This window comes from bacterium, assembly GCA_035530055.1.
Lineage (GTDB): Bacteria > UBA6262 > WVXT01 > WVXT01 > WVXT01 > WVXT01.
The window spans coordinates 1-21,693 of record DATKVN010000054.1 but is presented as its reverse complement, the minus strand read 5'-3'; the positions used below and the strand labels follow the sequence as shown (position 1 = coordinate 21,693).

At 42.5% G+C, this 21,693-nt stretch carries 23 protein-coding genes; all 23 read right to left on the bottom strand.

Features of this window, described 5'->3' with window-relative positions:
- Positions 1–31: 31 nt before the first annotated feature.
- Entirely contained in the window at positions 32–367 is a 336-nt protein-coding gene (locus tag VMW39_04695; protein ID HUW23311.1) for a sodium:proton antiporter, read from the bottom strand.
- Between the two features lie 3 nt (positions 368–370).
- A complete protein-coding gene (locus VMW39_04690; GenBank protein ID HUW23310.1) occupies positions 371–823 on the bottom strand; it encodes an MnhB domain-containing protein in 453 nt (150 codons plus the stop codon).
- Entirely contained in the window at positions 816–1,364 is a 549-nt protein-coding gene (gene mbhE / locus VMW39_04685) for a hydrogen gas-evolving membrane-bound hydrogenase subunit E (protein HUW23309.1), read from the bottom strand. The genes VMW39_04690 and mbhE overlap by 8 nt, the downstream gene beginning before the upstream one ends.
- Positions 1,365–1,368: 4 nt before the next feature.
- A complete protein-coding gene (locus tag VMW39_04680) occupies positions 1,369–3,183 on the bottom strand; it encodes a proton-conducting transporter membrane subunit (GenBank protein HUW23308.1) in 1,815 nt (604 codons plus the stop codon).
- A gap of 92 nt (positions 3,184–3,275) precedes the next feature.
- On the bottom strand, positions 3,276–4,475 hold the full coding sequence (locus VMW39_04675; GenBank protein ID HUW23307.1) for a nickel-dependent hydrogenase large subunit: 1,200 nt from the start codon (positions 4,473–4,475) through the stop codon (positions 3,276–3,278).
- Entirely contained in the window at positions 4,476–4,904 is a 429-nt protein-coding gene (locus tag VMW39_04670) for an NADH-quinone oxidoreductase subunit C (protein ID HUW23306.1), read from the bottom strand.
- A 4-nt stretch (positions 4,905–4,908) separates the two neighbouring features.
- On the bottom strand, positions 4,909–5,331 hold the full coding sequence (gene nuoB, locus VMW39_04665; GenBank protein HUW23305.1) for an NADH-quinone oxidoreductase subunit NuoB: 423 nt from the start codon (positions 5,329–5,331) through the stop codon (positions 4,909–4,911).
- Position 5,332: 1 nt separating this feature from the next.
- On the bottom strand, positions 5,333–6,262 hold the full coding sequence (locus tag VMW39_04660; protein ID HUW23304.1) for a complex I subunit 1 family protein: 930 nt from the start codon (positions 6,260–6,262) through the stop codon (positions 5,333–5,335).
- A gap of 2 nt (positions 6,263–6,264) precedes the next feature.
- Positions 6,265–6,738, bottom strand: coding sequence for a 4Fe-4S dicluster domain-containing protein (locus VMW39_04655; GenBank protein ID HUW23303.1), 474 nt, complete (start codon positions 6,736–6,738; stop codon positions 6,265–6,267).
- Entirely contained in the window at positions 6,735–7,553 is an 819-nt protein-coding gene (locus VMW39_04650; protein ID HUW23302.1) for an FAD/NAD(P)-binding protein, read from the bottom strand. The genes VMW39_04655 and VMW39_04650 overlap by 4 nt, the downstream gene beginning before the upstream one ends.
- On the bottom strand, positions 7,554–8,567 hold the full coding sequence (locus tag VMW39_04645) for a 4Fe-4S dicluster domain-containing protein (GenBank protein HUW23301.1): 1,014 nt from the start codon (positions 8,565–8,567) through the stop codon (positions 7,554–7,556).
- A gap of 131 nt (positions 8,568–8,698) precedes the next feature.
- A complete protein-coding gene (locus tag VMW39_04640; GenBank protein ID HUW23300.1) occupies positions 8,699–9,316 on the bottom strand; it encodes a redox-sensing transcriptional repressor Rex in 618 nt (205 codons plus the stop codon).
- On the bottom strand, positions 9,300–10,100 hold the full coding sequence (gene fdhD / locus VMW39_04635) for a formate dehydrogenase accessory sulfurtransferase FdhD (protein ID HUW23299.1): 801 nt from the start codon (positions 10,098–10,100) through the stop codon (positions 9,300–9,302). The genes VMW39_04640 and fdhD overlap by 17 nt, the downstream gene beginning before the upstream one ends.
- Positions 10,051–10,734, bottom strand: coding sequence for a molybdenum cofactor guanylyltransferase (locus VMW39_04630; GenBank protein HUW23298.1), 684 nt, complete (start codon positions 10,732–10,734; stop codon positions 10,051–10,053). Before VMW39_04630 ends, fdhD begins: the two co-directional genes overlap by 50 nt.
- Positions 10,731–11,780: a 4Fe-4S dicluster domain-containing protein gene (locus tag VMW39_04625; GenBank protein HUW23297.1), complete on the bottom strand. Its 1,050-nt coding sequence runs from the start codon at positions 11,778–11,780 to the stop codon at positions 10,731–10,733. The genes VMW39_04630 and VMW39_04625 overlap by 4 nt, the downstream gene beginning before the upstream one ends.
- Positions 11,777–13,846 (bottom strand): formate dehydrogenase subunit alpha, encoded by a 2,070-nt coding sequence (gene fdhF, locus VMW39_04620; protein HUW23296.1) that lies wholly within the window; start codon positions 13,844–13,846, stop codon positions 11,777–11,779. The genes VMW39_04625 and fdhF overlap by 4 nt, the downstream gene beginning before the upstream one ends.
- A 9-nt stretch (positions 13,847–13,855) precedes the next feature.
- Positions 13,856–14,644 carry a dihydropteroate synthase gene (locus tag VMW39_04615; GenBank protein HUW23295.1) on the bottom strand — a complete coding sequence of 263 codons (789 nt, stop codon included), beginning with the start codon at positions 14,642–14,644 and terminating at the stop codon, positions 13,856–13,858.
- Between the two features lie 169 nt (positions 14,645–14,813).
- On the bottom strand, positions 14,814–15,776 hold the full coding sequence (gene cdhD / locus VMW39_04610) for a CO dehydrogenase/acetyl-CoA synthase subunit delta (protein HUW23294.1): 963 nt from the start codon (positions 15,774–15,776) through the stop codon (positions 14,814–14,816).
- A gap of 64 nt (positions 15,777–15,840) precedes the next feature.
- Entirely contained in the window at positions 15,841–16,593 is a 753-nt protein-coding gene (locus tag VMW39_04605; GenBank protein ID HUW23293.1) for an AAA family ATPase, read from the bottom strand.
- 15 nt (positions 16,594–16,608) lie between these two features.
- A complete protein-coding gene (locus tag VMW39_04600) occupies positions 16,609–18,549 on the bottom strand; it encodes an ASKHA domain-containing protein (GenBank protein HUW23292.1) in 1,941 nt (646 codons plus the stop codon).
- A gap of 15 nt (positions 18,550–18,564) precedes the next feature.
- Entirely contained in the window at positions 18,565–19,902 is a 1,338-nt protein-coding gene (gene acsC / locus VMW39_04595; GenBank protein ID HUW23291.1) for an acetyl-CoA decarbonylase/synthase complex subunit gamma, read from the bottom strand.
- A 192-nt stretch (positions 19,903–20,094) separates the two neighbouring features.
- Positions 20,095–20,508 (bottom strand): ACT domain-containing protein, encoded by a 414-nt coding sequence (locus VMW39_04590; protein HUW23290.1) that lies wholly within the window; start codon positions 20,506–20,508, stop codon positions 20,095–20,097.
- A 202-nt stretch (positions 20,509–20,710) separates the two neighbouring features.
- The coding region (cdhC, locus tag VMW39_04585; protein HUW23289.1) for a CO dehydrogenase/CO-methylating acetyl-CoA synthase complex subunit beta at positions 20,711–21,693 on the bottom strand (983 nt) is incomplete at its 5' end.

Below are 21,693 nucleotides of genomic sequence, written 5' to 3'. Positions count from 1 at the left end.
GGGTAACAGGTAATGACGCCAGATTCATCGTTTATCCTCGTAATCTCCTGATTTTGGTAATATCGAAAGTTCCATATTTTTCATATATCCTTATAGCAATGGCAACAATTAAAACAGTAACGGCTAAACCAATGACAATATTGGTCAAGATTAGTGCCTGAGGTAAAGGGTCTACCATATTCTGAATTACTTGCTGTTTAGCAAGTATTGGCGCACGCCCTTGGGCACGATAGCCAACCAGTATGAAGAATAGATTAACTGCATACTCAGCAATCCCTATGCCAATGATAATCTTGATAAGGTTCCTCTTTACCAGGATACAGTAAATGCCGATAGAGAATAGAATGAAACACATTAAATAAATCATTGGTTATTCTTTCTTAATAGGTACCTTTAAAAGTATTAGAGCAACAAATACGGCAAACAGTCCAGCACCGACTTTAAAACATATGGCAATATTACACAAGGGAATAATTCCCGCGCTAAACAGATTAAATGGTTTGCCCTTAAAAATGAAATTAAAGAAGAAATACCCCCCTATAAAGCCCAGAAGTCCAATGGTCAAAAACATTATTGCCCCAAAGTTCTCAAAGAAAGCAGCTAATTTTTCACTCAATTTTCTTAATGCCAAATCCTTACCAAAGGCGAGCATAAGATGTATAAAAGATAGAGCAATAATCACGCCACCGGCAAACCCGCCCCCTGGCGAAATATGACCATGGGTGACGATATATATTCCATACAAAAGAATTAACCCCACTGTGAGGCGTGTAATCGTCTTGACAATAAGGGTCATACCTGGCTGTTTAATTTTTTTATTCATCTTCTTCTTTCACAACTTCATCGACTTTCTTACGCCCAATGCGGCGTAAGACCGCTAATACTCCAATCACCGCGGTAAAAAGCACAGTTGCCTCGCCTAAAGTATCATAGGCACGAAAGTCTAATATCACTGAAGCAACCAGATTGGTCGCGCCGGTCTTTCTTAGCCCTTCAGCTAAATAATTTTGGCTAACCCTCATTATGGGATGCCCGAATGATGGTAAATCTTTCAAAGCGAGATAAGCAAAAAATAGAAAACCTCCAATGAACAAAAGAACGATAATCGAGCCAATAACTTCTTTGCGGCGGTTCAGCGTGGGAATGTCTCTCCTTATTGTTGCCCGAATTAAGATGATTAAACATAATATCTCTACTGCCAACTGAGTGATAGCCAAATCGGGCGCCTTTAAAATCAGGAAGGCAACGGATAATCCTAAGCCAACTGCGCCAACAGCAATTACTGAAGAGAGCAAATCCTTTATCTCCACAGCAATTATTGCTCCTAAAATCATAAATAATAGAAGAATATACAATTCGAACATAACCTTAAATCCTGAACATCATAATTATAAAAAGAATCAGCATGCCAAAAAGAGACCAAAACAGATATGTAGGCAATATTCCACTATGAATCTTTCTTAACCCACGAATAAAGAAAAATACGAATTTTGTTCCCTGGTCATAAATATCAAAAAGTTTCTTTTCAGATTTTTTATAGATTCCTTTAAGTATACCCAAATCCTTTATTGTATCATAGAAGTCTACTCCGGTTACGCGGCTCTCTTGAGGAATTATTTCGCCACCAACATAAGCTGTATCCGTCCGCAAGCCCCTAATATTACCTAACCAATAGATAATTACTCCCAAAATAATCCCGATAATAATCAGTAAAGTAGCAAGACCTGGCGACCAGAAACCAAGAAAAGAAACTCCAGGAACTGCGGAAAAAATAAAATTTTTCAAAGGAACCCTGTATGCAAAAACACCAAAAATTACACAGAGCCCTGCTAATATCGCCATAGGCATCCACATAGTAAACGAAACTTCATTTCGTTTTCGTGCTAAGCGTGGGATCCCGGGTGATGGCGCGCCTAAAAACACAGAGTGTATCAATTTCATAAAACTAGCCAGGGTCAAAGCACTACCGAACATTGCTGCCACTAACCAGACAATCCATAATTTATCGCCGTCTTTGCCCAGTTGGATCACCCCTTGATAAATCATCCATTTGGACACAAAACCATTAAAGGGCGGAACGCCAGAAATTGATAATGCAGCAATTAAACAAGCAATAAATGTTATTGGCATCAGTTTAGCCAAGCCACCCAATCTATCTAAATCTGTAGTCTGAGCTTTATTTTCCACTGCTCCCCCGGAGAGAAATAAGCCAAATTTATAAATAGCATTATTTAACATATGAAAGAGCCCACCGGCAATCCCAATAGGATTTCCCGTGCCTATGCCTAAGACCATATAACCGGCCTGGCTTACCGCATGGTAGGAAAGTAGCCTCTTCAAATCATGCTGAACGAGAGCCATCATAACCCCAGCAACGATCGTTACCGCGCCAATAATCAAAAGTAACTTCCCCATTTGATTGTTCATAACGAAAATATCCATTGACATTCTACCCAGAAAATAGATTCCCAGTAATTTATCTAAAGATCCAGGCAAGAAACCGGTTATACTCACGGGTGCAGTCATTGCCATATCTGGAATCCAGGTATGCATGGGCATCACTCCAGCTTTGGCAAAGGAAGCAATAGCTAACGATATGAATGCAATCGTGGGTAACGGACCAGTTAAGTGAACGCTAATATTGTCCATCTGGAAAGAACCAGTCAAAAACCAGATAATGCCAATTCCCAAAATAAATAGACAATCGGAGCCACCGACAATAATAAATGCCTTCTTCGCCGCTGGAGTAGCTTCTGAGCCACCTATGCCAATAAGGAGATAAAGGGTCAATCCGAGAAATCCCCAGAAAACCAGAAGGAGAACCAGATTGTTTGCTAAAATTGCCCCGCAAGCTCCACCGATTGTCCACAGAAGATAAGTGTAGTATTCGTTTAAGCGCTCCTTGCCTGCCATAAATTTTAGTGAATAGACAACAATTAAAACCCCAAAAAGACCGATAGCTAAAAGAATAAATCCACTAAGATTGTCGACTTTCAAAAGAAGCAGATTATTGTAATACCACTCAACAGGCTTACGAAGAAAAATAACTATAGTGAAATAGAAAGTTGCTAGTCCACCACCTATGGCCAACAAATCTCTAAGCTTACTTAACTTTTTAGGAATCACTAAACAGAATAGTCCCACTATAAATGGAATAACGATTAGATAGTGTAACAAATTCATCTTGTCCCCTAACTCTCAAATGACTCCGGAGTAGCAAATAATTGGAGTAGCACCGCTTGCGGTGCGTTAACGCGAAACAAGTTTCGCTACTCCTAAACTCTGATTCTTCCCATTTCCCTCTTAATTTTTAAGGTCTTTTCTTGTGATAACTTTATCAAGTCTTGACCGGTCAATCCTTTCTTTCCCGTCTTCTTATCCACAACTGCCACTCTTTCCGTGCAACAGTAACAGGGATCAACAGCAGCCAGGGTTATCGTGGCATCAGAAATAGTACCACCAACTACAGATTTCTGATTAGTGGGAACATTCATATAACTGGGAGCCCTTATTTTATATCTCACCGGACGGTTACTCCCATCACTGCGCACGTAATGAAATACTTCCCCTCGCGGAGCCTCGTGGCGACCAATCCCTTCACCAGGAGGAATCTCCTTAACCTTGGCATCTATCTCCCCACCCACTACTTTTAACTTATCCAAACATCCTTTTATAATTTTCACCGACTCGTACATCTCCAATATGCGCACAACCGCCTTGGCAAAAACATCCCCTTCTTCCTGAGTAATTACCTGCCAATCAACGAGGGGATAGGCGGCGTAAGGATCGTCTTTTCTGACATCTATAGCCACACCTGAAGCTCGAGCAGTGGGCCCCAGTGCTCCATACTCGAATACATCCTCTTTTGTTAAGATTCCTACTCCTTTTAACCGGGCATGAATAACCGGATCGTCCATAACCACACCTTTAAACATATCGAGAACTGGTAATAGTCCATCGACCATCTTCCAAATTTCCGGAATATCATCCGACTCAATGTCCCTTCTTACCCCACCAACCTTCATCATAGCATAATGCTGGCGATTTCCAGTAATTTTCTCAAAAATGTCCAGGACCGGCTCCCGGTATCTCCACGCCCACATCCATACTGTATTATAACCTATGAAATGGCCAGCCAATCCCAACCAGAGGAGATGGGAATGGAGTCTTTCCAGTTCCCCAATAATACTTCGAATATACAGTGCCCGTTCAGGAACCTTGATATCGGCTAAATCTTCAACTGCATTTACAGAGGCAAAAGGATGTGATGTGGAGCAGATACCACAAACACGCTCCACCAGAAATAATACCTGGTCGTAACTCTTTGATTCAGCAATCTTTTCAATTCCCCGGTGATTATATCCCAGTTCTATTTCCAGTTGGAGAACTTTTTCACCTTCCACAATGAGCTTGAAAAATTCTGGCTCTTCCTGCAAAGGATGGTATGGACCTACAGGAATAATTGTCTTAGCCATCTATTCTCTCCTGAGAGGATACTTCCCTTCCGGCCAATCTTCTGCCAGGAGTAGTCTCTTCAAATTTGGATGATTCTTGAATCGAACTCCCAACAGTTCATAAATTTCTCGCTCAATCCACTCTGCCCCTTTTATAATCGGAGTTATGGATTCTATTTCTGGGTTCTGTCTGTCGATTTTTGTTCGTAGAGTAACTATTTTTCCCACACTATCAAACGAAAAATGGTATAATATTTCTATTGCGTTTCGGGTATCAACTGCCGAGACAATGACAAAGCGAGCTCCCAACCTTCGGAAAATAAATTCAACCACTTCCTTTATATTTTCAGGTTTGAGATCGATATAGGCCCGCCGGAGAGATTTCTCAAAAATGTTAAGAATTTGCCAGGAAAATTTCCCTTTTATTTTTGCCAAAATTCCTTCTGCCATCAAATTAACCCTTCTTTAATGCCTTAATCAGTTTAACTACTCCCATAATCATTGCTTCCGGTTTCGGAGGACAACCCGGGATATATGCATGAACAGGAACAAGTCCATCGAAAGGTCCAGCCATATTATAAGAATCCCGAAATATACACATTGAACACGCGCAGGAACCCACTGCCACAACCAGACATGGTTTAGGAGCCTGCTCATAGAGCCTCTTTAACCTTATTGCTGCTTTATGAGAAATCGCCCCAGTGGCCAGTATAACATCAGCATGACGAATGCTTCCCACCAAAAGGATACCGAACCTTTCCAAATCAAACCTGGGAGTTAACGCATCGAGAATTTCTATATCACAGTTATTGCAGGAAGCAGCAGCAAAATGGAAAACCCATATAGATTTAGTTAATGCCTTTGTCTTAAGATCCATCTCATAGTCCCAGAAATGCAAGGATTACGCCGACAACTGCCAGAATTGTCATTGGTCCCCAAAAAAATTTTATAGCCTGATCGATACGCAGTCGAGGATTAGTATTGCGCATTAAAATAATAATCACTAAAAGAAGAACATATTTCAATATACCCCATAAAATATGCCAGCCGGAAAATACAATACCGCCCATAAACATAATTACTAAAAACATGGGGACTACAAACAACATCATCCAGCGGGTAAGTTTATAAAGAGCTAAAGGGGCTCCAGAATATTCTACATAAGGGCCAGCTATTATCTCTGTTTCTGCCTCAGGAATATCGAAAGGCACTAAAGCCAGTTTTGCCTGCATACAGATTATAGCCACAACAAAAGCAATAAATCCAGACCAGGAATTGAGGAAGATACTATTTGCCCATTGATACTGGAGCAAATCGCCAAGCCTGATTGCGCCTTGCGCTTGAATAACCGGAGTGAAAATAGCCAGAATAAAAGGTAACTCATATGCTAAAATCATTTTCATCTCCCGGGAAGCACCTAAAGAAGCTAAAGGATTTCCCGAAGCAAAGCCGCCTATAATTACACTTATAGAAGGAATTGCCAATAAATAGATAACCACAATTAAATCTCCCAGAAAAGTTTGCCCTGGTGAAATCATTACCAGCCAAAGTAGAGTAGAGACAATAGTTACTGCAGCCAATCCAAAAAGGGGAGAAAGAAGAAAGGTCAATTTCGCCCCAGCTTGAGGAACAATCGTCTCTTTACCCAAAAGCTTTACAAAATCGTAAAGTGGCTGAAGTAGCGGCGGTCCTACTCGCCATTGCACCCGGGCAGTCACCTTTCGGTCAATCCAACTAACTAATATGCCTACCAATGCTGTAAATAAAAATCCAGGAAATACTATGAAGTAGAATAGAGTCTTTGCCATTCTTATTCTCTTTCCCAGGGAATATAGTGGACTACTAAATTCTTTCCCACAGCAAAATAATTCTTTTTCGGGTCTTCTTCAATCTCTTCGTATCTGATTATCTTCTCCGGACAGGTCTCTACACAAAGAGGAGGCTTTCCATCTGCCCTATCTAAACAATAATCGCAACTGGAAACGAGGTAGGGAATAACTTCCGGATAAATCGTTCCAAAAGGGCAAGCCACCACGCAAGAGTTACACCCCACGCAGCGCATATTATATCTTTTCAACACTCCATCTTTCTGTTTCTCCAGCGCCTCTTGCGGGCAAACCTTAACACAGGGAGCTTCCTCACAATGCCTGCAGATAAGAGAAAAACTGGCTAACTCCCTTAAATTGGTTACTCCATTATTGTCAGGATGGTAAAAATAACTGCAGGAGACTGTACAGTCTTTACACTTAGAACAGGCTTCCAAATCAATAAATAACTTTTTCATAGCCAAATATCCGGGATATCCTTTATCAAATCGTATTTGAAAACCGGGCCATCTTTACAAACATAATATTTACCTAATGCACAGTGTCCACATTTGCCCAGACCGCAAGACATATTCTTTTCCATAGAAAGGTAGATATTTTCGGGTTGATATCCTAAATCCAACAGCTTTAGCGTGCCGAATTTCATCATAATCGGAGGTCCACAAACCACAGCCACAGAATTTTTCAAGTCCATCTTGACTTTGTCCAGAAGGACAGTCACCAGTCCCTCAGTTTCTTCCCACCCAGGAGCCGCTTTATCTACACTTCTTAAGATTTCCAATTTATTTTTTTTCTTCCATTCAGGAAAGGCATCTTTATAAACTATATCTTCAGGAGTCTTCGCTCCATAACAGAGAACTATCCGTCTGAACTTATCTACATTTTTAAGGAGAGTAAGAAGTAAAGACCTCAGGGGTGCCATACCTACTCCTCCGCCAAGAACCAGAACTTCCTTATTATAAAAATCATCGAAAGGATATCCGCGACCGTAAGAGCCTCGAATGCCTACAATTTCTCCCTCCCTCATCTCATGCAATTTGCCAGTTAGAAGTCCAACCTTCATGATGGTTATCTCTATTTTTTCAGTCTGGTAGGGAGAAGAGGAGGGAGTAAAGGGTGCCTCGCCAATACCAGGTATAGTTAATTGAACAAATTGACCAGTTTCGAATTTTATTTTTCGGCTGGGCTTCAACACGAAGGTCTTTATGTTAGAAGTCTCATCAATAATCTTCTCAATCTTAGCTTCAACTGGTAAATAAGGATTCTCCGCCATTCACTTTTCCTCTTTTTCACTTAATTTCTTTATCACTTCTCTTTTATCTATTTTCCCCTGGCAAGCTTCCACACAGCGACCACAACCGGTACAGGCTACAATTCCAAAATTTTCTGGCCTGTACTCATATTTGCACAAATATCTATTCCTCAACCTTTCATATAATTTTGCTCGGGGATTGACATCCGCAGCGACCCGGGCAAAGCCGGTATGCTGACAGGAATCCCAAAATTTAACTTTGGGAAATTTACCCCCATCTTCTGTATCCACAAGGAGAAAACAGTAACAGGAAGGGCAGATGTTAGTGCAGGCTCCACATTCCACGCAGGTTTTGGTTGCCTCTTCCCACACAGGTGAAGCATACTCATCTTTTACAATAGCGGAGAAGGGTCTTTTGGTCTTAAATTCCCTGTTTACCTCTACTACTCTCTTCTTCGCCTCTTTTCTCTTGTTCTCTCTTTCCTTAACTAAATCAGAAGTTGCTTCTTTCAAATCTTCTCTTATAGAAGCGATAAAGCTCTCCCCTTTGGGGGAACCCACTTCCAGCAAAAACCCGTTATCTATGGGAGAGACATTGAGGTCAAAGCCTTCTTCTGGAAAAGGATTATTGTCCAGCAAAGTACAAAAACATGTATCCTTTGGTTGGTAACAATCAGAGGAAATAATAAGGGTCTTCTCTCTTCTTTCTCTATAAAAATGGTCTACAAAGTCTCCTTCCAGGAAAATCTTATCTAAAACTTGAAGCGCCTTAAGGTCACAATTCTTAACTCCCAGAACTATCGTCTTCTCTGGCTGGGAAGTAACCACTGTCACCTTTTCCTGAGGTAAAGAGAAGAATGTCTTGAAAGGTTGAACTGCTCGATAAGTACCATAAATGGTCTGGGCAACATTTTCTGGAGCCAAGAGCTGATAGGCCAGATCTCCAGCAACCTCCTGTGGAGCGTAAATACGATAAGTCTTTGAAATCTGCCCCAGAAATTTTTCCCAATCTACTTTATTTATGTAAAATTTCATAACGATAACACGATAACCAGGCAGTCTTGTGAAATTTTTCACAAACTAAGCTAAAAAATTTAAAACCTAACTATTTTGAAGTTTGGATTATACAAAATGAATCAAGCAAGTGTCAAGTAAATCTTTAAAATTTATTTAGTCAAGAAACAGCTCAAGCTTTGTAGTTCTGTAGACAGGTCTATATTCCTTAACTTCAACCCTTCTGGTACAGCCAATTTATAAGGAGCAAAGTTTAATATCGCTTTCACCCCTGAACGCATTAAAATGTCAGCAGCCTGCTGGGCGGAAAAATACGGTACAGCAATGATGGCAATTTTTATCTTTTTCTCCTTTATTACTTTTGGTATCTGTTTTATATCCCGAATCTCCACTCCCAGCCAGGTCTTTCCTATCTTTGTTGGTGAGTTGTCAAAGATGACTGAAATTTTGAATCCATGTTGGCGGAATCCAGGATAGGCAGAGAGTGCCCTACCCAAATTTCCTGCTCCTACCAATGCCACCTGCCACTTCCTGTCCAATCCCAAGGTCTTGTCTAGTCCCTGGAAAAGCTTCTTTACATTGTACCCCTTTCCTCTCTCACCAAATTGCCCTACATAGGAAAGGTCTCGGCGTATTTGAGAAGGCTTAAAATGCATCTTCTTCCCTAACTTTTCAGAAGTCACCAAAGGTTTCCCTTTCTTAAGCAGGGACTTTACATAACGGCGATAAATGCTTAAACGGTTGACTGTTATTTCAGGTAGTTTCTCCATTCCCTTTAAATATTACCCTTTCTGGGATAGAATATATATTCATTCGCTCACCTCGACAGAAACCTATCAAGGTTATCCCTGCCTTTTTGGAAAGTGCAACCGAAAGGTCAGTAGGTGCTCCGCGTGATATCAAGAAAGTAGCATTCATTCTCCTTGCCTTAATAACCATTTCTGCAGAGACTCTTCCTGTAGTTAGAATTATGGAATCCTCTGTCCCAATCCCCTCCATAACACACTTTCCGGCAACTTTATCCAGAGCATTATGTCTACCAATATCTTCACTGAAAATAATAATTCCTCCTTCATTGGCCAGGGCACACGAGTGAACTCCTCCTGTGGTGAGATACAACTGAGACCTCTTGTAAAATTCTCTAATCAACTGGCTTATCCAATGAGAGGAGAGAGAAATCCCTGCAATTGAAATCTCATTCTTCCCTTGTCCCTCAGAAGGAAATAGAAACATCCCCCTGCCACATCCAGAAGTTATGACTCTCTCAACAGGCTCTCGAGTTCTATTCTCTACACATCCTTCTACCATTACTATTCCTCTCTCAGGATCTTCTGAGATCCATTTTATCTCCTCAAAATGGGAGAGAATCCCCTCGGAGAAGAGAAATCCCACAGCCAGCTCCATAAGTTCCACCGGAGTACAGAGAAGGGTAACTATCTTTCTCCCATTATAGAATATGGTAATGGAAGATTCCCTCACCAAAACATCTTCTACATGTTTCTTTCTATCTTTGTAACTCCGTAATATTGGCAACCTGTGAATATTCCCTTCCATACTGTTGTTTCCCTTTTTTTTTCTCAATCTCTATTGCCTTTTTCCAGTCATCTATAGTATTAATATTGAAAAATGAGATACCCTGGGGATCGAAAATTTCAATCTTTTCCCTTTCTAAATACTCTACCTCAACATAAGGGAAAAAAGAGACCATTTTCTTCTCCCCTTTTCTCAACACTTTTTCTATACTGTGTAAGCACCTTGACGAATAGAATGCGTGTAATGGCTCCAAAAATTTTCCCGTGCGAGGAATCAATATATCGGTTCGGGAAATTCTCCTGGCCATATAGGATATCAGTTCTCTCTGAAGAAAGGGCATATCACACCCTACCAGAAAGTTAAACTTTGCCGGAGAGTAGAGAAGACCACTATATAAGCCACGCAGTGGGCACTTCGGTCCAACCACATCGCTGACCAATTTCACAGAACGTCCAAAACTATACATAAGTTTTTCTAAATAATCTAACTTATCTTCATCAACGACTATCAGAATATCCTTAAACAGAGAAAGAAGCAATAGGGTAATTCTCCTGATTAGAATCTCTCCTCCCACTAAAAGCTCAGACTTTAAGTGAGGAAGCCTCAAGTTTTCTCCTCCTGCCAATATTATTGCTGCAAAATCAGTCATTCTCATTTTACCTGAATCTCACCGGCAACCTTTGATATATCGATTTCCCCGTAGCAAACCTTCAAGCAACGTCCACAACCAACACATCCTAGAAGGCCTTGATTCTCTTGGGAAAAAAGTAGCTTACAAAAGAACCTTCTCTTAATTCTATCTCGCTTGTTTTCTCCGGGGTTAGCTCCACTGGCCATCCTGGTAAAGCCTGAAAAATTACAAGAATCCCATATCCTCATCCTTTCGCCGACTTCTATATTTCTATCTGCCTTATCCAGGATACTAAAACAGGTACAGGTGGGACATATGTAATTACATCCTCCGCAATCGAGACAACGATCCCCTATTTCTTCCCAGAATTCATTCTTTATAACCGCACCGCTAAATCCATCTTTTAATAATCTGCTGGTAACTTTCTTTAATTCTACTTTATTATGAGAAAATTTTCCTTCCAATTTCTCTTCCAAAATCTCTTTTTCTCTCCTATCACCAGGGCTAGCCGTTGAGAAGAAATCCGAGTAAGTGGAGACTAACTTCTCTCCCCGGGAGGAACCTAACTCCACCAGGTAAGAGTTCTCCAATGGGGTCAGTTGAAGGTCATAACCTCGCCTGGCAAACGGGCCGCTTCCACAAAGAAAGCAGAAACAGCTCTCTTCCGGTTCAAGACAGTTAATACCGATGAGAAAGGTGTTTCTTCGACGAATCCAATAGTAGATATCTTCGTATCCACCGTGCTCGCTGGAAAAGAACCTATCAGAAAACTCTAAAGCTGCTAGATCGCAAGGACGAATCCCAAATAATATCCTTCTCTTTCTCTCTGCCTCCTCTTTGAAAGAAAAAACTCCTTTTCGGAACTGGAAGAGCTCATCAGTCTGGGGAAAGAAGAACTGTTTAGGCGAGGAAAGAGGACTACCCTCTAAGAAATTCACCTCACTAATATCTTTTATCTCTTCAAAAGTCGCTCCTCCTAATCTTTGAACTGGAGCTATAAGTTCTGCCTCTCTTTTGAGCTTATCCAGGAATTTTAAAAGACTTTCTCTGTCTATGGTCAAAAGAATCAATTATTTTCTCCCCATAGCTCGATCTTGACCGCACATACTTTGTATTCGGGTATCTTTGCCTGAGGGTCCAGCCTATCCAGAGTCAACCTGTTAGCTGCCGCCTCTGAAAAATGGAAAGGAATGAAAATGGTCTTTTCCCCTACCTTTTCAGTAAGAAAAGCTTTTGCAATTATCTCTCCTCTGCGAGAAATTACTTTTATCAATTGTCTATTTCTTATGCCCAGAAATTGACCGTCCCGGGGATTCATCTCCACAAAAGCCTGGGGAACTTCCCTGTGGAGAGTGAAGGTGAGTCTGCTCATAGTTCCAGTATGCCAGTGTTGATAGATCCTCCCTGTGGTAAGGAGAAAAGGATACTCCTCATCAGTAATCTCCTGAGCAGGCTTATATTCCACTGGAGCAAAAAGTCCCTTGCCTCTTTTAAGTCCTCCTTTGTGCAAATAAGGCGTTCCGGGATGGCTCTCTTCCGCACAGGGCCACTGCAACCCTTCAATCTTATCCAGTCTAGAATAGCTTACACCGCCATATATGGGTGTAAGGGAAGCTATCTCCTCCATAATTTGAGCAGGGTGGGAATACTCCATAGGATATCCCAACTCTTTAGCCAGCTGGCAGATTATTTTCCAATCAGCTTGACTCTCTTCTACAGGTTCTACAACCTTTCTTACTCTCTGGATTCTTCTTTCTGTACTCGTAAAAGTACCATCTTTTTCGGCAAAAGAGCTCCCCGGAAGGATTACATCGGCCCACCTGGCAGTCTCGGTAAAGAAGATGTCCTGCACCACTAAGAACTCCAAAGACTCCATAAACTTTTCCACCCGTCCAATATTCGGCTCACTGAGCAATGGATTCTCTCCCATTATATACAGAGCTTGAATGGGATTCCCTTCCATAAACATTTCTGTCTCTGTAAGCCCAACATCAGTGGGAAGTTTCACATCCCAGCGCTGTTCAAATTTTTTTCTACTATCTCCATCTTCAACTTTTCGGTAGCCAGTTAAAAAATCTGGCAATGCACCCATATCGCAAGCTCCCTGAACGTTATTCTGGCCCCTCAAAGGATTTACTCCAGTGGAAGGTCTGCCAACATTACCTGTGACCATAGAAAGATTGGCCAGGGAAAGAACATTGTCAGTGCCCGTGACATGCTGGGTAATCCCCATCGCGTAGAATAACATTGCTTGCCGTGAGCTACCATAAATTCGGGCTGCCTCTATTAGTTTCTTAGCCGGGATTCCAGTGATTTCCTCCACAAATTTGGGTGTATATTTTTTTACTATTTCCCTCATTGACGAGAAATTTTCTGTGTACTTATCGATGAAATCCAAATCCGTAAGACCTTCTTCTAAAATTACATGGATAAGTCCGTTTATCCAGGCAACATCAGTCCCTGGTCGAGGTCGCAAATGGAGAGTAGCAAATTTGGCAAGATGAATCTTGCGGGGATCTACAAGGATAAGTTTTGCTCCTTTCAGGACTCGCCTTATTATCCTGCTTCCTATTTCTGGATGTTGCTCAGTTGTGTTGGAACCAGTAACCAGAATAACTTCAGCTTTTTCTATCTCTTCAATGGAATTAGTCATTGCCCCACTTCCAAAAGCTCTCGTCAGTCCAACCACTGTGGAAGAATGGCAAAGACGAGCACAGTGGTCGATATTGTTGGTTTGAAGAACAGCTCGAGCCAATTTCATCATAAGATAGTTCTCTTCATTGGTGCACTTGGCTGAACTGAGAAGACCCAAAGCAATACTTCCCTTTTTCTCTCGAATATCTTTAAACTTCGATGCAATAAATTTGAGAGCCTTTCTCCAGGAGACTTCCCGGAAATCGTCTAAAGAGTCGGCCCTCTTTCTATATCCCCTGTTCTTCTCTCTCATTAGAGGTCTTACCAGACGGAGAGGACTACTAACGTATTCATAACAGTTCCATCCCTTAACACAGAGTCTCCCCTGGTTGACAGGACTATCAGAGGAAGGTAAAACCCCCACAATTTTCCCCTCTCTTTCTCGTAGAAGGAGAGAACATCCACATCCACACCAGGGACAGATAGTAAGTATAGTATTCATTTTTTATTCTTATTTTTTTCTGTAGGCTTCAAGATAGTTACCGCAATATATCTGTTTCCCCATTAACAGTTCAGCAGTAATCATACTGTTCATTAAATCGTTATCCAAGGGGTCGAGAATGGCCGCATCCAGGCCACAGGCAATAGCCATTGCCAGGTAGGTTCGGTTGACTAAGGGACGATCAAGTGCCTTCTGAGAAACATTACTCAGTCCTAAAATCGTCTTAGGAGGAGGGTCACAGAGGAGTTTACACTGCTTTATTGTCTCTAAAACTTCCCGGGAATGGTCCTGTGCCACATTGACCGGAAGAATTACTCCATCAATATAAAGGTCGCTCATCTCTATCCCCTGTTCCTGAGCAGAGGTTACAATCTGGGCAGCGATTTCTGCTCTGCTCTGTGCATCTTGGGGAATTCCATTCTTATTCATGGTCAAGCCGATTATAGAAGCATTGTATTTCTTGGCTAAAGGAAGAAGTCTGTCCAGTTTTTCTTTATCCCCCGAGGTAGAATTTATTATCGCTTTACCTTTACATAATTTGAGTCCAGTTTCCATTACCTCGAATTTCGTAGTATCAATTGCCAGAGGAGCGTCAGTAACTTCGCCAATAGTCGTAACCAGCCACTCCATAGCTCGTAGAGGCTCTTCGGCAGCTGGACCAACATTGACATCCAGCGCGTCTGCTCCTGACTCCATCTGTTTGCGAGCCAGATCCTGTATAATAGTTTTGTCTCCTTCTTTAATTGCCTTGGCTACATCATTAAACATACCATTAATTCTCTCTCCAATAATGAACATATTCTTCCCTCCCTGAAGGAGTAGCAGACTTCAGTCTGCGTGGAGTAGCAGAGCTTGCTCTGCGTTATTAACGCGAAACAAGTTTCGCTACTCCAAAAATTCTGGACTCCTTGCGAAAGCAAGGTCTCCTCCCTTTCGGGAGAACTCCAGTGTTAACCCTATGAATTCATTATTCCTTTTTCATTAATTCTTCGATAACCTTCTTGACGCTATCTATTGCTTTGGGGTGGCACATTACCAGGATATCTGCTCCTGCCTGAAGATAACTAACAGCAGTAGTAACTTCCCACAGTGGCCCTCTGGAAGCTATTGGTCCCCACTCGGGAACTTCTTCTTCAGAGGCTTTAGCTTCTTTGGCTCTCCACACTTCCTGTCCCACGAAATTTACCATGGGCATGGACATCATCTTATCTCCTTGCAGAGCTGCCAGGCGACTGCGCTCCATTATGGAATAAGTATATTCCAGACCATAGCCCAGAGCTCCTGTGGCAGGGTGCATAATTATCTTCTCCGGAGAAAAACCCATATCTGATATAAGAATATTCAATTGCTTGGCTAAATTGATATCGATGGGAGATTCGGCAATTATCGAATGTCCATCACTTTGACAGGCTGCAGTTATTGTCTTGTAGTTTGCTTCCACTGCTATGCCTACCAGGCAGTTCTCCCCCCGGGCAGCTTCACTGACTGCAGGAATAACTTCAGTGTCCTTTTCTGCCTGGTTACATCCTATAATCATTAAAGGCACGGACACCGCTTCCAGAATTTTCTTGACCGTGGCCGAAGCATCTTCCGGAGAGCTATTTTTGATATCCGGGTTTGTGGAAGCGAGACGCAGGCATAGAAAATCGGCGCCATACTCGTTTACGCATTTCTTAGCCCATTCCACTGGATCACCAAGCACGTCTCCAAATGGCTCCTTTAGTACAGCCGGCCAATCAGGAGGCTCCATATCCCAGACTTCCATAGCAATTGCCGGGGGATTGGGGATAACTCCTTCAAAGTGGAGGAATGGTAGAGTAGTAGCTCCTCCAACCTTAATAACAGAACTCCTCGTTCCACCTTCTTTCTGCGTCGCTCCAATAATTAGCTGGTTAACTTTACTTGCCCACTTTTCAGTAGCTTTTTCCAATTTTATGCTCCTGGATTTTATTTAATATGTCTTCCATTCTTTACTGGAGAGAGGGATATTATTCCTATAACTTCAGTTTTTTCATTAATCTACCAACTGCTTGGAAAGAAGGAGATTCCGCTGGAATAGAGAGAAGGTCTTCCTCTTTTTTAGAGGCCTCAAGGATCAAAGGGTCCTCGGGTATATTTTCCAAAAGCGACAACCTATCGGGGATGCCTCCTGAAATGAGAGAGGAAATATCTTTAGCTTTCGCTACTCGATTAATAATTAAATATATATCTTTTATTTTTAGCTTTATCTGCAGAGCGATTTCCTGAATTCTCGCTGCAGACCTGATACTTACCAAAGTGGGATCGCTAGTGACAAGTAGTACATCCACACCATCGGTCGTTCTCCTGCTCAAATGTTCCATTCCCGCCTCGTTATCCATAACTACATATTTGTACTGCTTAGAAATTCTGGAGAGATATTGCCTGAGAAGATTATTCACTGCACAGTAACAGCCAGGACCTTCCGGCCGACCCATCACCAAGAGGTCAACCTTATCACCTTCCACCAGACATTCGTGTAGGCGATAATCGAAAAATTCGGTTTTGGACATCCCTGAAGGAATTTCTTTAGTCAGAACCTCTTCTCGTAGGTCAGCTATGGTCTCTTCAAATTTCATACCCAGACCTACGTTCAGATTGGAATTGGGGTCAGCATCAACTGCCAGAATAGGTCCCTTATTCTGTCTGATGAGCTGGAGAATAGTCAGAGTGGCTAAAGTCGTCTTGCCACTTCCGCCCTTACCTGCCACTGCAATAGTAAAAGCCATCACTAGCCACCTAAATCAACCTATCAATTTCTTCACGCTGGGGAAGAGGCTTATATCTGTATGCGGCAAAAAAAGTGAAGCAGTATAATTATTCATAAATTCTGGCTCTGTACTCAAATCGACATAGGTCATCTTCCCCGCAATCTTTTCTGCTTTTCTCATTGCCTCCTGAGAGAGAAGACATATCCTGGTTCCAGCAATGGCGCTATTGCCAATGAAGGTGAATTTTTTCGGAGGAAGGTCGGGCAGAAGCCCAATCATAATTGCTTTCTCCACATCTAAAGCTGTTCCCAATCCGCCGGCAATGAACACTTGTTCTAAATTCTGAAAACTCAAGCCCACCCGTTTCAATAGAACTTCAGCTCCGGAATAGATTGCTCCTTTTGAATGTATCAGGTTCTTTATATCAGTCTCGGTTATAACAATGTCCTGGTCTACAGCAGACTTTCTCGACTCTGCCAGAATAAATTCCCAACCATCTTCTCCTTTCCTTATTCGCTTCGACGATTCGGGAATCAGCTTCCCTGCCCTATTGAGCCTGCCACTTTTCAAAAGCTCAGCCACACAGTCGACCAGTCCAGCACCACAGATACCCTTGGGCTTCTGTTTTCCGATAGTATAGAGCTTGACTCTATCCCTGGAAGAATTTATTTCTGCTTTCTGAATAGCCCCTTTCATCGCGCGAATTCCCCATTTTATCCCTCCACCTTCAAAACAGGGACCAGCAGAAGTGGAACAGCAGATTAACCAGTCTTTATTTCCCAGGACTACCTCACCATTTGTCCCCAGATCTATAAATAGTCCCAGAGTTGGTAAATCATCCAAGCCCGAAGCTAAAACGCCAGCTGTTATATCCCCACCAACATAACTACTCACTCCAGGGATGCAACAGAGGAGCCCCCGAGGATTAATCTTAATTCCTGCCTCAGCAGCTCTTATAACAGGAATGAAACCAGCAGTGGGGACATATGGTTCCTTTCGTAAGTATTCGGGAGGAACTCGCAACAAAAGGTGAATCATAGTTGTGTTCCCGGCGCAGGCAACGCCATTAATATCGTTAAGGGTCAAATTGTGTTCCAGAGCCATTCCTAAAATGAGATTGTTAATTGCATCTATTACCACATGGTGCAACTTTTCTAACCTATCCTTTTCCTGAGCGAAAATTATCCGGGAGATAACGTCCTCACCAAAATCGACTTGCGGATTATAGCAAGCTTTTGCACCCAGAACCTGACGCTCTCTCAAGTTGACCAGATAAGCCACTATTGTTGTTGTCCCGACATCTACTGCCACGCCATAATTTTTATTAGTCGTATCCCCGGGCTCAATTAGAACCACTTCCGTAGTCTCGTTTCGATTACCAAGGGTAGCAGTCACTTTCCAGTCACTTTCTCTGAGAAGTTTGCTCAATTTTTTAATATTGGCTAAGCCCATCTGCATAATGGGAATTTCCCGTCCCTTTCTGATTTCCCGATAGACCCGTTCCAGATCGCCAACATTATCTTCCAAAGTAGGAGGAGAAGGTTCTAAATATAGCTTGGTTGAAAGGGGCCCATGAGTAAACACTCTCTCCAGAGCTACTTCAGGCCCTTTCTCCACTTCTTCTGCTGGTGTATAGAGTCCAACTAACCTCTTTGCCTTTGCCTCCTCAGTAAGAATCTCCAAACCTTCCAGGCGAGATTCGGGAGGTACTTCAATTTCCATTCTTCCCTTGCAGGTAGTCCGGCAAGCAAGAACATAGCCCTTCTTCCTCTCCTCAGCACTCAAACGTCCCGTTGGTTCGGTAATGACCTCTCCCTTTCTGAGAATAACCTTGCATCGACCACAGACCCCTTCACCTCCACAACTGTTATAAATATTGACACCAGCTCTTATTGCTGCGGTCAACAGGTCAGTACCACTAGGGACAGTTACTTCCTTCTTCCAGGGATAAAAGATTATTTTACATTTCTCCATAATGCCATTCGTTTCCTATTGCCAGGTCCCTTTCAGATACTTGGGAATTCCCGAACCCTCTTTGGGACCTACGAGAACTTCCCAGCCACTCTCATCTTCTAATTTTGCCTTCATTACAGCTACATAGCCAGGAATGATTATTTTTTTATGAGATAGTTTCTTCTCCACTTCTGCCTTCTTCATTGCCTCAAAAATCCCCTCGGGGGTAAACTTCTCAGCAGCCCAGGCGGTAAGCACAGAGAGACCTTCAGCTTCAACGATTAATAGATAGGAGGGAACTTTACTTGCTTCAATCTCCGGCTGAACCGTAAAGAATGTAAGAGAAAAGTTTGTAGTTACCAGTAGCGGAGAATTCTCATTTGGTTTGCCAATTTCATAAAGTTTGGGCTCAACCATTATCGGCTTCTGAGGATCGGTGTAGATATTCTGCCTCAGAGTAATCAAAGGTAGAATCTCTTCCGGCTCAATTCTATCAAGCACCACAATGTTAGCATACTTGGCAATATAAGTAGCGGCCATAGAAACTTCCTGGTAAGGGTCACTACCATTAACAAAGGCAATTACCGGATAACCGAATGGGCGGTAGCCTCTCTTTAAGGCTAACCTCCTGAGCTGGGTAAAATCCTGAACAGAGCCGCCCAGATTTCTTGTTCCAGGGTCAAGGACAACATCCTTCACTCCCGAGGCAACTACCTTCTGGGAAAGGGAATCTAACTCCTCTAAATTTTTCCCATAAATTACCAAGGGGCAGGAATATTTTTTAGCTAAATCTACCATAGCTTCTCGATTATCTTCCTTAGCCGAATAAATTAATGGCTTTCTTTCAGCACATATTTTCAAACCATCCTCTAAAGCTTGCGGATTATTGGAGATTAAAATTAATGGTAAATTAGATTTTTCCGTCGCGGCTTTTACCGCATCGGAAAACTTGTCTTGATTATTGCTATCGTTAGAAATAGCAATGAGATTCACTTGCAGAAACATACCTACCCTTTCAAATTTTAACTTATCGACCTTTTCAATTCGCTCAAGAATCTTTTCCTTTTCCAGCGAGTCACTCAAAGTAATGCCAATAGCGCAAGGGTGGTAGAAAGTCTTCTCGTGTCGGAAGAGAACTGTCTCACCACCAATCTCTACTTGATTCTCTCCCACCCCCATAGTAACTGTTGACATAGGAGGTTGAGAAGCAGATTCCAGGGCAAGCTTCGCCTCTTCTGTAATATCAGGACACTTATCCAGCGAAGTCTTCTTTCCCGCCAGAGCCATAGCAAATGCTAAACAGGTGGGAAAACCACACTTCTTACAGTTCGTCTTCGGCAAATGTTTATAAATCTCCAAACCCGTTAAAGCCATACTCTCCTCCAATCGAGGGATGTAATTATAGCTTCTAATCCATGAGCACTAAAGATAAGAATTTTTGACAGACTCCTGGCATTTTTGCTGGTTCTGATATAAAAATAACCCCTTACGAAATGTTTCCATCTAAACTTCACCAAAATGAATTCATCTCAATTTATTCGACTATTTGTATCTTGGGAAATCGGATTATTCCCCAACTCCCACAATACCAAGGGCCCTTATTGCTTTCTCGTTGTCGCTTGAATTGAACACGAGGAGTGCCATGGTGCCATTACCAGTGGAACCATAACATTTCTTTAGATTAACTCCGGCATCTGCCAATTTCTTGGCCATTCTTTTCGCCGCCCCTATCTCGTTATCCAGTTCAACAGCTACAGCCTCTTCTTGACTCACTCCAAAACCAGCAGATTTAAGCGCCTGTTCTGCTTTTGAATTGTCATCCGTCAAAAACATAAAATACCCTTTCTCGTCTTCAACATAGGCACAGAGAGCTTTAATATTTACTCCCGCATCCGAAACTGCCGAGCAGACCTTTGCCATCATGCCCACTTCATCAGGAGTCTCCACAATCAAATGATTGACTTTGTTCGCTTTAGCCATAACTTACTCACCTCCTTTCGCTTCGCTCAATCCGGCCGGGGTTCTCACCATCTCGAACCCGTCGCCAGACTTGTCGCTCCTTACTCGTCGCGACGACGACCCTTTCGCTTCGCTTCAGTCGGTGACCTGCCTGCTCACCGACTCGCAGGCGTCGCTAACACGTTCCTCCTTATTCGTCGGAACAGCGACCCTCCTTTTTCAATTATATCAATGGTTCCATCTCTAAAGCCGGGTGCTTCACCTTCTTCAAATATGAGAGAAGTTCCTCTGTTGTGGTGGCCACTGTCTCATCAGCAATTTTATCTACCAGGTCAGGAATTCCCTCCTCTTCGCACCTCTTCTTAAATTTATCTCCCAGTGCTTCTTTGAGCTCTTTGGTCATCCACACTAAGCGCTTTATCCCCCCATCGGCAGAGATAAACTTCCTGCTCACGATATACAGCCTTCCGATTCCCATAAAGCCTGGTGTCTGCGCTCCTCCACCTACAGAGCCAGCCAGGGTGCTGAAAGTCATCCCTGTGGGAGTCATACCAGCAAATTCCCTATTTACAATCATAAAACCATTCGTCTCAGGAAGTATAGCTATGATACATTCAAAGCAGCCGCATGAAGTCTCCGGGCAACTTATTATGGAATAACCATGGAAACGTTCTAAAGTTTTGTTTGACTTTTGATAGATGAATTCATTTACACCTTTCCACTCACCCCTTACCGGGTCAAGACATTCTCCTTTTTTCACCGGCTGATTCGGTCCCGTGGGATTCAGCTCAAAAGAAGCCTTAGCATCAATGTAACTATAAGCGCCACATAATCCTAACCTCTCCGGTTTAACTATGCAAACATGATCAGGAGCGAACGATTGGCATAAAGTACAGGAATAGAACGTGTCCACGCTCTCATCGGTCATTCCTGCCATACGCTCATCGCGTTCCTCATAAACTTTTTTTGCCTCGGCATGATATTTTTCCACATCTTCCTGTCGAGTATAAATGGTAACCTGAGCCTTATCCACTATTGCCCCGAAAGTATCGTGAAGGCGTGCGTGAACAATTACCCCAAAATGGCGAATCTTAAAGCCCTTCTTCTTCGCATCCTTACTGATTCTTAACCAGCACATTTCTCTTTGTCCCATATGGAATATCCCCATAGCCTCGTTTAAAAAAGTATGAATCTGCCTCTCCAATA